Source organism: Sporosarcina pasadenensis (assembly GCF_047228845.1).
Taxonomy (GTDB): domain Bacteria; phylum Bacillota; class Bacilli; order Bacillales_A; family Planococcaceae; genus Sporosarcina.
This window is the reverse complement of the sequence record NZ_JBFEGM010000001.1, coordinates 588803-602581: the sequence shown is the minus strand read 5'-3', so window position 1 is coordinate 602581 and position 13779 is coordinate 588803. Positions and strand designations below refer to the sequence as shown.

Below are 13779 nucleotides of genomic sequence, written 5' to 3'. Positions count from 1 at the left end.
GAAATCAACAGTCTAATTCACCAAATAAATAAAGCACCTGCTGTGGAAATCCACGCGGGTGCTTCTATTATTTCTGATGCCTGCTTCTTGAGACGAGAAGCACCATATAAGTTAATAGTCCAAACAGAAGAATTACAAACAATGAATGTGCCAAAGCTAAATAGAGATTCAAACGTGTCAGAATGACCGCTCCACCCGCTAAAACTTGCAATGTAACTAGACCGAATGCGATGATCCATCCCCAGTAGATGACCCGTTGATTCTTATAATGACGGATTGCATGAATCGCAATAATCCCAAGCCATATGAATATCAATGCAGCAGCTGTCCGATGACTCATCTGCACCCATTCCCAAAAGTCCGATGGGAGAGAGAAGTCTCCATTCTTACACATTGGCCAATCCGTACAGCTTAATTCGGATTCTGTATGACGGACGAGTGCCCCCGTGTAAACTACTATGTAAGAGTAGATTGTGACGCCAATTGTATGGAACCTGAGCGTCTTGCCTATTGAAAGCTTGTCGGCATCGAATTTCTGGTCGACTTCAAATACTAGTAATGTGAGAAGCAATACCGACGCAAAAGAAATAAGGGAGATGCCGAAGTGGAGTGCAAGGATAAAGTCGCCTTGTCCCCAAAGAACTTGTGCTGCCCCGATCAACGCCTGCAAAATCAGGAAAAACAATGCTAAAAAGGATAGCAGCTTCGTTTCCCTCTTATGCCCGATCGCTTTCCAGGACCAAACCGCCAGTACGACGATTAAAATACCGACTGCGCCTGTAACGAGACGGTGTGAAAATTCAATTAGGACTTCTGGTGTAATCTCATCCGGAATCAATTGACCATTACAACCCGGCCAATGCCTTCCGCATCCCATCCCACTATCTGTCTTCGTAACGAGAGCGCCGCCTAATAGGATTAAAAGCATGCCGATTGTGGAGGCGACCCCAAACCATTTCAAATACTTATTATATCGCAAACAAGACACCTTCTTTAAGAAATGATGACCATTATGAAAAAAGGCCCCGTTTGTTGATGATAGCGAAAAAAAGACGAAAAAACAACGCATAATGGCCGAAATCGGCTTTGTGCCAAGCGTTTTCACAAATTGTTCATAAAAAAGACCCTTTAACTTCACAAAAGGCATACGGAAATGATTTACTATAGATAAGGCGATACAATTCAAATAAGACAATATACTTTACATATCGACGGAAATTCGAGTTATTTATAGAAATCATTACCGATATTCGATATAGTAAAGTATAGCGGTCCTTGCCGACGTCCTTGAAAGGAGGGTACATATGTCAAACGGTCGAGCGATTTCTTCATCCGTTAAACCGGATATCGGATCGACTTCCATATTGAAGGATTTTCTAGCACTTATTAAAATCGGCATAGTGAATTCGAACATGATTACAACATTCACCGGTCTGTTTCTCGGATTCCAATTCACAGGCAAAAGCTTTATTACCAACTTGGATTTGCTGTTGTATGGACTATTCGGTACCGGGTTGATCATCGCGGGCTCAGCGGCTTTGAACAATCTCATTGATAGAGATATCGATCCTATCATGACAAGAACAAAGTCACGTCCAACGGTCACCGGCAGATTTAAAGCACCGGCTGTCTTGGCACTGGCGTTAACTTTCATTGCCTTGGGCGAAGTGATGTTGTTTGCAGCGTCACCGGCGGCAGGACTATGGGGACTTGCAGGTGTGTTCAGCTATGTTGTACTCTATTCAATGTGGTCGAAAAGAAAACATGTCAGCAATACGGTTGTAGGCAGCATCTCTGGAGCCATACCGCCAATGATCGGTTGGGCGGCGGTCGAACCATCACTCGGCATGGGTGCATGGGCGCTGTTCTTAATCATGTTTGCATGGCAACCACCGCATTTTTATGCGTTGGCGATGCGTAGGACTGAAGAATACCGGGCAGCCGGCATTCCGATGCTTCCAGTAGTAAAAGGGTTTAATAGAACAAAAAAATCGATTTTAGGCTGGGTCCTTCTTTTGTTCCCATTGCCGTTCCTTCTTCCGGAGCTTGGAATCGGATTCATAGTGCTGGCAACAGCCCTGAATATCGGATGGTTATACTTGTCGATAAAAGGATTCAAAGCGAAAGAAGATCTGAAATGGGCGACATCCATGTTCATTTTCTCCTTGAATTACATGACGATCCTTTTTGTCGCAATGATCATATTCTCGATATTCATCTAACTGATGGAATTCTTTCTTTTTGACAGGAATTCATTATAGAGAGGTCAACAGTCCTCGTTGAAGAAAATCATTTTTTAGAAAGAGAGGTATTAGTTAGCGATGATGAAAGGACTCAAAAAATGGCGTCTCTTTTCTCTATTGGCTGTACTGACTGTTTTCCTAGCAGGATGTGGACAAGAAGAACTTTCGACGCTTCTGCCTGCCGGACAAGTCGGTCAAGACCAATTCAACTTGCTATTATTGTCTTCAGGAATAATGTTGCTCGTCATTTTCGTCGTAGTAGTAATCTACTTAATCGCGTTAGTGCGTTTCAGACGTTCCAAATTGGGTGAAGACCATATTCCTGAACAGGTTGAGGGCAGTCATAAGCTTGAGCTAGTATGGACGATCATCCCGATTCTATTAGTCTTGCTACTAGCTGTCCCGACTGTTTACTACACTTATAAACTCGGGGATGTTTCGGCTATGGGTGCAGTAGACGAAGATGGAAATGCTGAAAATCTAGTCATTGACGTTACAGCAAAACTATACTGGTGGGAGTTTGAATATCCTGATCTCGGTATTGTAACTGCTCAAGAATTAGTTGTTCCGATGGATGAAAAGGTTTACTTCAACCTTATTGCCGCAGATGTGAAACACTCCTTCTGGATTCCGGCTGTTGGTGGAAAACTTGATACGAACGTAGAGAACGTCAACAAATTCTATTTGGTATTTGAAAAAGACTCCAAGAATTTGAAAGACGGAGTATTCTATGGTAAATGTGCTGAGCTTTGCGGTCCTTCACATGCTTTGATGGACTTCAAAGTGAAAACAATGCCTCGTGCAGAATTCGATAAATGGGTAACAGCGATGCAAGCATCTGGTGACAATCAAGTAGTTGCAAACCCAGCTGGTGAGGAAGTATTCCAGCAAAGCTGTATCGGATGCCACGCAACTTCAGGTGTAGGTGAAACCGGGGCAGTCGGACCGAACCTTGCAACATTCGGAGATCGTAACCGCGTTGCAGGATTCATGGATCATACAAAAGAAGATTTGATTGAATGGATCAAGTATCCACAGAAATACAAACCTGGTAATAAGATGCCTGGTTTCGCCGATCAGCTTTCCGATCAGGAATTGGATGCATTGGCTGAATATTTAATGGGATTATCAGTTGAAAAATAATCTTTTTGTGATTTTGAAGAGGAGGTAAACATAGTGAGTTCAGTTGCTCAAAAAAAGGGTTTTGGCGCAACGCTATGGGACTGGCTGACAACAGTCGACCATAAGAAGATCGGAATCCTTTACTTCCTTGGTGGCGGATTCTTCTTCGTGCTCGGCGGTATTGAAGCAATGTTAATTCGTTGGCAGCTTTATAAGCCGAACAACGATTTCGTCAGTGCAGGACTTTTCAATGATTTGATCACGATGCACGGAACGACGATGATTTTCCTAGCGGCCATGCCTATATTATTTGGATTTATGAACGCGATAGTACCTTTGCAAATCGGTGCTCGTGACGTCGCGTTCCCATTCATCAACTCATTAGGGTTTTGGATGTTCTTCTTCGGAGGACTTTTCCTGAACGTCTCTTGGTTCTTCGGTCAAGTACCGGATGCTGGATGGACATCATATGCGTCACTCTCCATCGCTTCGGAAGGGCACGGTATTGACTTCTATGCAATCGGTCTTCAGATTGCAGGGGGCGGTACGTTGATGGCGGGGATCAACTTCCTTGTCACAATCATCAACATGCGTGCACCAGGTATGACGTATATGCGGATGCCATTGTTCACATGGACAACATTTGTTGCATCTGCAATGATTCTATTCGCTTTCCCTCCGTTAACTGTCGGTCTATTCTTCTTGACATTTGACCGTATGTTCGGTGGTAACTTCTTTGACCATACGATGGGTGGTAACACAATCATCTGGGAGCATATTTTCTGGATTTTCGGTCACCCTGAAGTTTACATTCTAATTTTGCCTGCTTTCGGTATTTTCTCTGAGATCTTCTCAACATTCTCACGGAAGCGCCTCTTCGGATATCCGTCAATGGTCTTCGCGACTGTCTTGATCGGTTTCCTTGGATTCATGGTTTGGGCTCACCATATGTTTACAGTTGGTCTTGGACCGACTGCGAACGCAATTTTCGCTGTTGCAACAATGGCGATTGCTGTTCCGACAGGGGTTAAGATCTTTAACTGGCTATTGACAATGTGGGGCGGAAGCATCAGGATTACAACGCCTATGCTATACGCGCTCGGCTTCATCCCTTCATTCGTAATGGGTGGAGTAACGGGTGTCATGCAAGGTGCTGCACCGCTTGACTATCAATTGCACGATTCCTATTTCATCGTAGCTCACTTCCACTACGTAATCGTTGGTGGGGTTGTACTTGGAATATTGGCTGCAACACATTATTGGTGGCCAAAAATGTTCGGTACAATGCTTAATGAAACACTTGGTAAAGTAACATTCTGGTTCTTCTTCATCGGTTTCCATATGACGTTCCTTATCCAGCACTGGCTCGGATTCTGGGGAATGCCACGCCGAGTATTTACTTATATGGATGATCAAGGGTGGAACTTGGCCAACCTAATTAGTACGATTGGAGCGTTATTGATGGCGATTGGTGTTATTGTACTCGTTTACAACATCATCATTACATCCATCAAGAATGTAAAAGTCGCAAATGACCCGTGGGGAGACGGACGTACGCTCGAATGGGCGATCGAATCTCCGCCGATCTATTACAACTTCCCTGCGACTCCGCTTGTCCGTGGTCTTGATACAGTATGGATCGAGAAAATGGAAGGCAACAAATCGGGTATTACGGAAGCTGAACCGATTAAAGACATTCATATGCCGAACGGTTCCATCATTCCACTTCTAATGTCATTCGGTCTATTCATCGCTGGATTCGGTGCAATGTTCCGAACTGAAGAATCGTGGGGTCTGCCTTTGCTGGTCTTTGGTCTATTGTGGACATTTGTTGCGATGGCAGCTCGTTCATTGAAAGATGACACAGGATATTACATCAAAAAAGATGAGATTCTCCGTGATTTGAAACGTAAAGGGGGTCAAAACTAATGGATTTGAACAAAAAATTCACCCCTGAAACTTGGCCCGATAATCCAGAAAAGGCGACGCTTGAAGCGAAAAACAAGTTTGTCGGCTTCTGGCTCTTCCTTGGAGGAGAGACAATTCTGTTCGCGACGCTTTTCGCGACATATGTTGCGTTGAAAAACTCGGGTCCAAGCGGTTTTGGATTCTCGACTCAAGAGCTTTATGAATTACCGCTAGTTTTTGTCATGACGATGTTGCTTTTGACATCTTCATTGACGAGTGTGTTCGCCATGTACCATCTGCGTAACTACAACTTCAAGAAAATGCAACTTTGGCTTGCCATCACAGCATTTCTAGGACTTGGCTTCCTAATGCTTGAAGTGTATGAGTTCTCGCACTATGTGCAACTTGGCTTCACATATAATAACAGTGCCTTCAGTTCTGCGTTCTATACGCTTGTCGGAACACACGGTTTCCACGTTGCTGTAGGCCTTGTGTGGATTACATTGTTGATTTTCCGTAATGCGAAACGCGGTCTGAACCTATATAACGCAACGAAGTACTACACGTTCTCATTGTACTGGCACTTCATTGACGTCGTCTGGGTATTCATCTTCACTGTAGTCTACTTGATGGGAGTGATAGGTTAAGATGGCAGACATCCAAGTTTACAAACGTACACCTGCTGAGCAACAGCTCGCACAACGACGTGCAAAAAAATCCATGCGAGATCAGGTAATGATGTTTTCGCTTATGATCTTCCTGACACTTATTTCATTCTCCATGGTTGTTGCGCATGAAGCAGGCGTTGCAGGATTCTCGAAGTATTTCCTCATTCCGGTTGTAATGCTATTTGCAGCTGTCCAAGTCGGTTTACAACTGTATTATTTCATGCATATGAATGAAAAAGGACATGGCATACCTCAAATGTTCATGTTTACTGGAGCTCTTTTAGGCTTCCTAATTCCTTTGACATTCGTTACAATCGTTTGGTGGTAATTAATTAGTAAAGCCTGTGGATTCTTCCACAGGCTTTTTCTATTTCGCTTTTGATATCGTCCAGCTACGGACACTGGATGGATGCCTTAATTTCTGCAAAAACCGTAGAAATACGGCAAATCGAACCCTTCGCAGTTCGATTGGCTCGGGGTCATAAGTCGAAGTTGCTCTGTGGCAAATTACGCCACGCCGCATCTTCTCCTTATGCCTGTCGCCTCTAGGCAGGCGTCCTTCGCTTTTGTATATTGTTCATTGTTCGTTCATTGTGTTCGCGCCGTGTTCGTTTTATAATAGGGAAAGACATATTTAAAGGAGCGATGGCAATGATGCCTTTAAGCATATTTGGATTTCGTGCATTATGGAGTCCATATTTTTTCTTATCAATCGTACTAATCGTTGTATTATATTTTCTCTTAACCAAGAAGTGGCGACATTTGTTTGAGGGGACAGAACCTGTAACCGGAAGGGAGATCAAATACTTCCTGACAGCGATGATTTTGCTGTATATATTGAAAGGTTCGCCGCTTGACCTTCTTGGACACATTTTATTCTCTGTCCATATGACACAAATGGCGCTTCTACTATTGGCAGTTGCTCCATTTTTGATTGTCGGAATTCCTCATTTCATTTGGAAGACAGTACTTAGCGTGAAGATTATTGATAAAATTGTTAGGCTCTTCACGAAACCAGTCATCAGCCTCATGGTGTTTACGGTCATGTTCTCATTAAATCACTATCCAATGGTTTTGGATTATATTAAAATGAACGTGTTTCTACATGCCATTTTCACAATCGTTTTGTTCATTTCCGCATTATTCCTATGGTGGCCGATATTGAACACGTTGGAAGATCATCCGCAACTCCATGGATTGAAGAAAATTGGTTATGTTATTCTGAGTGCAATTCTTATCACACCTGCCTGTTCGTTGATTATCTTTGTGGACGTGCCCGTCTATGAAACGTATAGCAGTGGTGAGGCATGGATGCAGGCGATGGCTTTATGTGTCCCTGCAGGAACGCTAGCGGGACTTTCCATATCAGGTCCGGAATTGTTTACGAATATGCCGACATTGTATGACCAACAGCTGGGCGGAATTATTATGAAGGTTATCCAGGAGCTTATTTACATCATTGTTATCGGTAAGATTTTCATTAAATGGTACCGGGAAGAGCAGATGAATGCAGATGAGATAACTCAAAGAGACTTATTAGAAAGACAAAGCTTGAAAGTACATGGCTAATCCATTTTTGATTTAAAGGGGTATTATCAGATGAATGTTCCTTTTTTACCGACTTTGAGCACATTTTTTATTGTCTTATCGGCAATTCTAGTCGCTATCGGTTGGAAATTGATTCGGGAGCGCAAGATTGAAGCCCATAAGAAGACGATGATAGCTGCAGCTGTTGCGGCAGTCCTATTTTTCATCATCTACGCATCCCGAACGATTTTCGTTGGAAATACGGCGTTTGGTGGTCCGCAAAACCTGAAGATCTATTACACGGTCTTTCTTATTTTTCATATTATGCTCTCAACAACTGGTGCTGTCTTAGGCATTCTGACAATCAAGTGGGGAGTTAACAACAAGCTGGACAAGCATCGTAGAATCGGACCTGTCACGAGCATTGTCTGGTTCTTTACGGCAATTACAGGCGTAGCTGTCTATTTATTGCTGTATATCTTTTACGAGAGCGGAGAAACCACTTCGATGATCAAGGCCATATTAGGAATATAAAAAGCGCGCTTCCGTGAGAGGGAGCGCGTTTTACTTATTACAATTACAATTTAAAGTTTAACTTAATGATGCCGGCTTCGCGTGCTGTATTGAATAGAATAACAATCATCGGCCCAATAAAGAAACCGAGCACGCCGAATAGCTTCAGCCCGATGAACATCCCGATAAGCGTCGGGAGGGGAGATAAGCCAATCTGGTTGCCCATCACTTTCGGTTCAACAGTTCTTCGGATAATCAGAAGGATTGCTGCCAAAACGGCCAATTTTGTCCCCATACCGATATCTCCACTAACGAACTGGTATAGCGACCAAGGTGCCAGAATGATAATGGAGCCTAAAATTGGGATAACATCAATGACCCAGATGACGATTGACATGACCAATGCATATTTAGGTGCAATGATGAGTAATCCGATGAATGACGCTGCCAGAATGATAAAGCTGACAAGCAATTGGGCTTTCATGAAACCGAATATGACAGAGTTCAATTTAACTGTCATATAGCGAACCTTCTTTGCGGTTTCATCCGTGAAATGCCGGAACACCATCTTCTTCAATTCAGGCAATTCAAGCATGAAGAGGAAAAGTGCGATCATATAAACGATTAGGCTTACTAGGAAGTTTGGAATTTCGGCTGCAAGAGCGACAATCTTTTCAGAATTGAATAATTCCAAAAGCGACTTTCGGAACGAATCCAAAATGTCATTGAAGCCGTCTTGTGCCGACTTTACAACATCGTCAGGCAAACCTGATGTATATACAAAAAGTTTACTTTGAAAATCGATCCATACTCCTGAAAGCTTATTTAAATAATCGGGTGCGGCCTTCGTAAATTGAATGAGTCTACCAATCAATGAGGTGACTGTGTAATAAATGGTGATCGCTAGCAACGCCAAAATGAAAATGAAGACGGATATGACTGCCATTTTACGTTTCCATTTAAATTTCGTCTCCGTTAATTTTACGAGCGGCTCAAATAGAAGAGCTGTCAAGAGGGCTAAAATGATTGGTATGGAAATGGGGAGAATAAAAACAAAAACCAAAATGGAAATAATAAGTAAAGTGAAAAGCATGATATTCCTTTTTGTAAGCCATCGAGACAACGGTCATTCCTCCAAATTGTTCATTGCTCTCATTATACCCAAAATTCAGAGGAATGAATAGAAAAAAAGCCGAAGAACAGTAAGTTCCGCGGCTTTAATGTAAAAATGCTTATTTTGTTAGAATATATGGTTTCAAATCTTCCAAGACAGCTTTAAGTGTTGCTTCACAATCTTTCACGAGTCCTGCAGGGAAGTGCTCGTCCTCGCCGTATTCAACACCGTGTGGATAATAATGTTTGCCGATTACCGGTTTTTTAAGATGCATGATTGCATCCCGAGTATCAACGTCTCCGTCCGGTGTGAAACCGAATACGCGTAAGTAATAAGTGCCTTCCTTGATGACGTATTTCTTGTCATATGTAACACGCTCGTAGTCCCATTGTCCAGCTCGTACGAGATCGTGTTTCAGCATGATTTCGTCAAGTAGTGACAATTCTGCGACAATGCCCTCAATACCTGTATTTTCGATATACATCGTTCAAAGTCCTCCTTCATATTCATCCAGTCGTAAGCCTATACTTAATTATCATAGAACAAATCAGTGGTAGTTGCAATGACAACATTGTGTCATGAAAGCTTCGACGAATATGCTCAGCAGTTTAGCAACATCAAATTATACCGAGAAATAATGACTGAAGAAAGACTTTCATGCTTGAAATTCGCAATCGTTGACTTATACTCAAATTAATACTATTTATCAAGAATTAAAGATTTTCTATTACTCAGCCATTTTTATATATGGTCAACTTATTATGTTGTGTTCTAACAAGGCTTCATTAAATACAACATGTATTGGAAGGTGGGCGAGAAGACTTGAAAGTACTATGGAAAATAGCATTATTACTGTGTGTCCTTCTCGCGTTGTTTTATTTCATGGGGAGCAGGGTCCAGGAAAATGAACCTCTTGAATCGCCGGTCAAACATGGCACGGCAATTCCGGCTCCGAATAAGGAAGTCGTTGAACTTACAGCTGGTCCTAAACGGCCTGAGACAGGGCTTTCCACTCTTGTCGGAAAGTCTTCCGATCGACTAGTTGAGTTGATGGGGGAACCCGACAGGATTGAACCATCCGCATATGGTTATGAGTGGTGGGTGTACTTGGAGGATATTCAATTAATGGCGGGTGTTGAAGACGGTATTGTCAATCAGGTTTTCAGTGCTGATCAGAAGGCGGATGTAACACCTATCCCCATTGGTCAGAACATTAATGAAGTGTTCCGCTTTTCGATTATCGAGTCTGAAGTTAATGTGATATTGGATGAAAATATTTATACATTTACTTTGAATAGTCAGGACTTAAAGGATAGGATTTTGCTTAAGTATGAAGATTTGTATGCGCAAGTGTATGTCGATGCCGAGGATGAGGTAATTGAAGGCGTCCGTTTCATTAATCCGAAAACGCTTGTCATCCATCAGCCGTATGACATGGAATTCGCAGGGGATTTAGTCGTGTCCAATCGGCCATCTTCATCGGTGCAAATGGAAGTCGATCGTTCGATGGAAAGGCAAATTATCGAACTGACGAACATGTATCGGGAACATCATGGGTTGAATCCGCTTGAAAATGACTACTGGTTATCATTGCTAGCCCAAAACCATAGCAAGGATATGGCGATTGAAAATTACTTTTCGCATGAGTCGCCATCGGCAGGGAATTTGTCGCAGCGATTGAAAAGCTTAGGAATTGAACATAAAAAAGCAGGGGAGAATATCGCCGCCAATTACGTGGATGCTATTGAAGCAGTCCATGGTTGGCTGAATTCTCCCGCTCATCGTAGTGTCTTGCTGGATTCGGATGTGACCGATATTGGTACAGGGGCATATGGAAAGTATTATACACAAGTGCTGATTAAATCAGACAAGAAGGAAAACCCGAACTCGAATTTTTTACGTAAATAAGTCAAGGTAGAATCCAAGTTCCTTCCTCATCAGAAGTGATGCCTCTTACATATAGAGGTATCGCTTTTTTCATTGCGTAAATAGCTGCGCGCTGCTGAATGACGGGGCGATCTGTTTCCAATAGAGGCAACAGTTGAAGTATGTTCATGACATCCATTTTCTTAGCGTCTGCACCGGTACGTGGATCACTTGTCATGACACCTGGAACGTCCTTGAAAAACTCTACATGCGATGCGCGAAGAGCTCCACCTAGTGCTATGGCGGTCAAGTCGCTGCCTCCTCTGCCGATTGTCATCACTTGACCAAATTCGTTGATTCCTTGGAAGCCTGGAACAATAACACAACCAGATTCTCTTAAACTGTCTACGATCATCGTCGGATCGATGTCGCTTATCGTCCCATCCCCAAAATCGCCGGAAGTCCATATGCCTGCTTGAATTCCATGCAGGATTCTATTCGGGACTCCTGCCTCCTCAAGCTCGGCGGAAAGTATAGCTGATGCGATAAGTTCACCGCATGATGCGGCAAGGTCACTTGCAGCTTTAGAGTGGATAAATGCATCAGTTAGCTTTAATAGCCTGTCTGTGGAGTATGGATCTTCTCCTCTGCCTATTGCTGAAACGACCACGACGACATTTTGATGTTTTTCAATTCCGGATTTTATGTGACCGATGCATATTTTTCTAGATTGTTTGTCTTTCATGGCCACTCCGCCAAATTTCTGAACTATCATTCAAGCTCCCAACTTTCTTCGTGTCGTTCGTTCCATTTCCTTCATACGATAAAGTATGGTTCGCTCTCAATATATTCGGTATCCATGAAAATTGTTCGGGAAGGGGAGGGGGCTTCTGTTACTATCTGAGATCTTGAAAGACTGGCCCTGTACGGTTTCGGGAAGTGTCGGCGTGCCAATTCATGGTATAACGGAGAGGTCTAGAAATGTGAAGGACGGATTCATATTCGTTGCGAGAAAAGGTGCCCGTGACGATGGAATTTTGCATGTCCAAGAAGCGATTGAAAGAGGGGCTGTTGCTATCGTCGTCGATCGCAATACCGGTTTGGATAATAATGCGACGAAAGAAATGACGCTCATTACTGTTCCGGATGGAAGGAAATTTATATCCCATGCCAGCGCCAAGCTCGCGGGTCATCCATCTGAATCAATGACAATCATCGCGGTGACAGGCACAAACGGAAAAACGACTGTCACGCATTTCATTGGCCAGTTATTGGCGATGCTCGGTGAACCGGCTGCAGTCATCGGGACGACCGGTCTTTTCATGAATGGGAGGAAAGTCAATCTCGATATTCCGGAAATGACCACTTTACCCGCAGAGTTCCTTCATCCCTTGCTGAGGGACTGCGTAGATGCAGGGATGAAATACATGGTGATGGAAGCCTCTTCGCTCGGACTTTCCACATCAAGGTTGGACCATTGCAAAATTGATGTTGGGGTCTTTTTGAATATTGGAGTCGATCATTATGAAGAGCATGGCAGCAAGGAAGCTTATATTGCAGCAAAAAAGAGACTGACGACAATGGCGAGGGATCTAATTGTCAACGCGGCTGATAGGGAATGTGTGGAACTTGTCAAATGTTCTGAAAGACCAATCCACTTTTTTAATGAACTAATGGTTGCTGGAAAGATGATACCTTACGATTTATATCCAATCTTTTTGCCTGGGAAACATAATAGATTGAACGCTCTTGCAGCTGTTACTGTTATGCACTTGCTCGGTTATAATTATCTAAAAATACTGCAGCTTTGTAGTAGGCTTAAGCTGCCGGAAGGAAGACTGCAACGGTTGGATGGAGGAGATGTAACGGTCTTTATCGACTATGCTCATACTCCTGACGCGCTTCAAACGGTATTGGCTTCATTAACGGAAGAATCGACGGGCGAATTGATCACGGTTTTCGGATGTGGCGGTGATCGGGATAGAGGGAAGCGGCCGCAAATGGGGAAGGTCGCTGCAACTTATTCATCTAAAGTATATATCACTTCAGATAACCCGAGAAATGAAGAGCCATCTACGATTATTGAAGAAATCCTGATGGGCATAAATTGTGAAAGCGGAAAAATAAATGTGGAGCTGGATCGAAGGGCAGCAATCGAAAAAGCGATCTGTTATGCGAAGAATGGAGATGTCGTTTTGATTGCAGGAAAGGGGCATGAGAAAACACAGCAGATCGGGCAGGAGCTCCTCACATTTTCTGATTATGAAGTCGCTGAGGTTGCATTGCGTACAAAGAAAAAATAAAACAGGTCAGAATACATGCACAGGATGCACTTTATTTGGTATGATTAGTTGGAATGGAGGGAAAGCCCTATGATGATGACAGATGAATGGATGTCAATCATTGAGCAATCAGAAATACTCTCCGATATGTTGCTCTCTTCCGAAATCATCCATGAGTACAGAAGAGCGAATCATGCCGTTTATTCCGACAAATCGTTGGCTGAAGCGATCTATGATTTTACCAATATGAAGGAGCGTTACGAAGAAGTGCAACGTTTCGGCAGATACCATCCTGACTATAAGACAGTCATGAAAGATATACGAATACTAAAGAGGGAATTGGATATGAATGAGCATGTCGCCGCATTGCGTCTTGCGGAGAACGATGTGCAAAGACTGTTGAATGAGGTTAGTGCAACCATTGCGAAAGCTGTATCCGATTCCATCAAAGTGCCTACCGGGGATAGTTTCTTTGTAGATTCATCTTGCGGTGGCGGATGCGGTACAGGTGGGAGCTGCTCCTGCTCAGCGTGACT

Annotated in this window: 14 protein-coding genes; 10 read left to right on the top strand and 4 right to left on the bottom strand. The window is 43.2% G+C overall.

Annotated elements, in window-relative coordinates:
• Positions 1 to 67: 67 nt before the first annotated feature.
• Complete coding sequence (locus AB1K89_RS03075) at positions 68 to 979, bottom strand: COX15/CtaA family protein (RefSeq protein ID WP_413053305.1); 912 nt, start codon at positions 977 to 979, stop codon at positions 68 to 70.
• A gap of 325 nt (positions 980 to 1304) precedes the next feature.
• On the opposite strand from AB1K89_RS03075, the gene cyoE reads away from it, so the two are divergent.
• From cyoE to AB1K89_RS03040, 7 genes are all read left to right on the top strand, one after another.
• On the top strand, positions 1305 to 2222 hold the full coding sequence (cyoE, locus tag AB1K89_RS03070) for a heme o synthase (RefSeq protein ID WP_413053304.1): 918 nt from the start codon (positions 1305 to 1307) through the stop codon (positions 2220 to 2222).
• Positions 2223 to 2321: 99 nt separating this feature from the next.
• Positions 2322 to 3386, top strand: a complete 1065-nt coding sequence (gene coxB, locus AB1K89_RS03065) for a cytochrome c oxidase subunit II (protein ID WP_413053303.1) — start codon at positions 2322 to 2324, stop codon at positions 3384 to 3386.
• A 33-nt stretch (positions 3387 to 3419) separates the two neighbouring features.
• Positions 3420 to 5294, top strand: coding sequence for a cytochrome c oxidase subunit I (gene ctaD / locus AB1K89_RS03060; RefSeq protein ID WP_413053302.1), 1875 nt, complete (start codon positions 3420 to 3422; stop codon positions 5292 to 5294).
• Positions 5294 to 5920, top strand: a complete 627-nt coding sequence (locus tag AB1K89_RS03055) for a cytochrome (ubi)quinol oxidase subunit III (protein ID WP_252503712.1) — start codon at positions 5294 to 5296, stop codon at positions 5918 to 5920. Before ctaD ends, AB1K89_RS03055 begins: the two co-directional genes overlap by 1 nt.
• A gap of 1 nt (position 5921) precedes the next feature.
• Positions 5922 to 6269: a cytochrome C oxidase subunit IV family protein gene (locus AB1K89_RS03050; protein ID WP_413053301.1), complete on the top strand. Its 348-nt coding sequence runs from the start codon at positions 5922 to 5924 to the stop codon at positions 6267 to 6269.
• A gap of 326 nt (positions 6270 to 6595) precedes the next feature.
• A complete protein-coding gene (ctaG, locus tag AB1K89_RS03045; RefSeq protein ID WP_413053448.1) occupies positions 6596 to 7510 on the top strand; it encodes a cytochrome c oxidase assembly factor CtaG in 915 nt (304 codons plus the stop codon).
• Positions 7511 to 7540: 30 nt separating this feature from the next.
• Positions 7541 to 8002: a DUF420 domain-containing protein gene (locus tag AB1K89_RS03040; RefSeq protein ID WP_413053300.1), complete on the top strand. Its 462-nt coding sequence runs from the start codon at positions 7541 to 7543 to the stop codon at positions 8000 to 8002.
• 43 nt (positions 8003 to 8045) lie between these two features.
• Here AB1K89_RS03040 and ytvI read toward each other — a convergent pair whose 3' ends face one another.
• Both ytvI and AB1K89_RS03030 read right to left on the bottom strand, forming a co-directional pair.
• On the bottom strand, positions 8046 to 9104 hold the full coding sequence (ytvI, locus tag AB1K89_RS03035; protein WP_413053299.1) for a sporulation integral membrane protein YtvI: 1059 nt from the start codon (positions 9102 to 9104) through the stop codon (positions 8046 to 8048).
• 109 nt (positions 9105 to 9213) lie between these two features.
• Positions 9214 to 9579 (bottom strand): YugN family protein, encoded by a 366-nt coding sequence (locus AB1K89_RS03030; RefSeq protein WP_413053298.1) that lies wholly within the window; start codon positions 9577 to 9579, stop codon positions 9214 to 9216.
• 338 nt (positions 9580 to 9917) lie between these two features.
• Between AB1K89_RS03030 and AB1K89_RS03025 the strand changes: the two genes are divergently transcribed.
• Complete coding sequence (locus tag AB1K89_RS03025) at positions 9918 to 11003, top strand: CAP domain-containing protein (RefSeq protein ID WP_413053297.1); 1086 nt, start codon at positions 9918 to 9920, stop codon at positions 11001 to 11003.
• 1 nt (position 11004) lies between these two features.
• Here AB1K89_RS03025 and AB1K89_RS03020 read toward each other — a convergent pair whose 3' ends face one another.
• Positions 11005 to 11736: an amino acid kinase family protein gene (locus tag AB1K89_RS03020; protein WP_413053296.1), complete on the bottom strand. Its 732-nt coding sequence runs from the start codon at positions 11734 to 11736 to the stop codon at positions 11005 to 11007.
• Between the two features lie 172 nt (positions 11737 to 11908).
• Between AB1K89_RS03020 and AB1K89_RS03015 the strand changes: the two genes are divergently transcribed.
• Entirely contained in the window at positions 11909 to 13264 is a 1356-nt protein-coding gene (locus AB1K89_RS03015) for a Mur ligase family protein (RefSeq protein ID WP_413053295.1), read from the top strand.
• Positions 13265 to 13333: 69 nt separating this feature from the next.
• Entirely contained in the window at positions 13334 to 13777 is a 444-nt protein-coding gene (locus AB1K89_RS03010; protein WP_413053294.1) for a YlbF/YmcA family competence regulator, read from the top strand.
• Positions 13778 to 13779: the final 2 nt, after the last annotated feature.

What these genes read in the sequence shown, in the direction of transcription:
- coxB (WP_413053303.1), top strand. Translation starts at nt 2,322, where the DNA reads ATGATGAAAGGACTCAAAAAATGGCGTCTCTTTTCTCTATTGGCTGTA.
- cyoE (WP_413053304.1), top strand. Translation starts at nt 1,305, where the DNA reads ATGTCAAACGGTCGAGCGATTTCTTCATCCGTTAAACCGGATATCGGA.
- AB1K89_RS03050 (WP_413053301.1), top strand. Translation starts at nt 5,922, where the DNA reads ATGGCAGACATCCAAGTTTACAAACGTACACCTGCTGAGCAACAGCTC.
- AB1K89_RS03055 (WP_252503712.1), top strand. Translation starts at nt 5,294, where the DNA reads ATGGATTTGAACAAAAAATTCACCCCTGAAACTTGGCCCGATAATCCA.
- AB1K89_RS03020 (WP_413053296.1), bottom strand. Translation starts at nt 11,736, where the DNA reads ATGATAGTTCAGAAATTTGGCGGAGTGGCCATGAAAGACAAACAATCT.
- AB1K89_RS03010 (WP_413053294.1), top strand. Translation starts at nt 13,334, where the DNA reads ATGATGATGACAGATGAATGGATGTCAATCATTGAGCAATCAGAAATA.
- AB1K89_RS03040 (WP_413053300.1), top strand. Translation starts at nt 7,541, where the DNA reads ATGAATGTTCCTTTTTTACCGACTTTGAGCACATTTTTTATTGTCTTA.
- ctaG (WP_413053448.1), top strand. Translation starts at nt 6,596, where the DNA reads ATGCCTTTAAGCATATTTGGATTTCGTGCATTATGGAGTCCATATTTT.
- AB1K89_RS03030 (WP_413053298.1), bottom strand. Translation starts at nt 9,579, where the DNA reads ATGTATATCGAAAATACAGGTATTGAGGGCATTGTCGCAGAATTGTCA.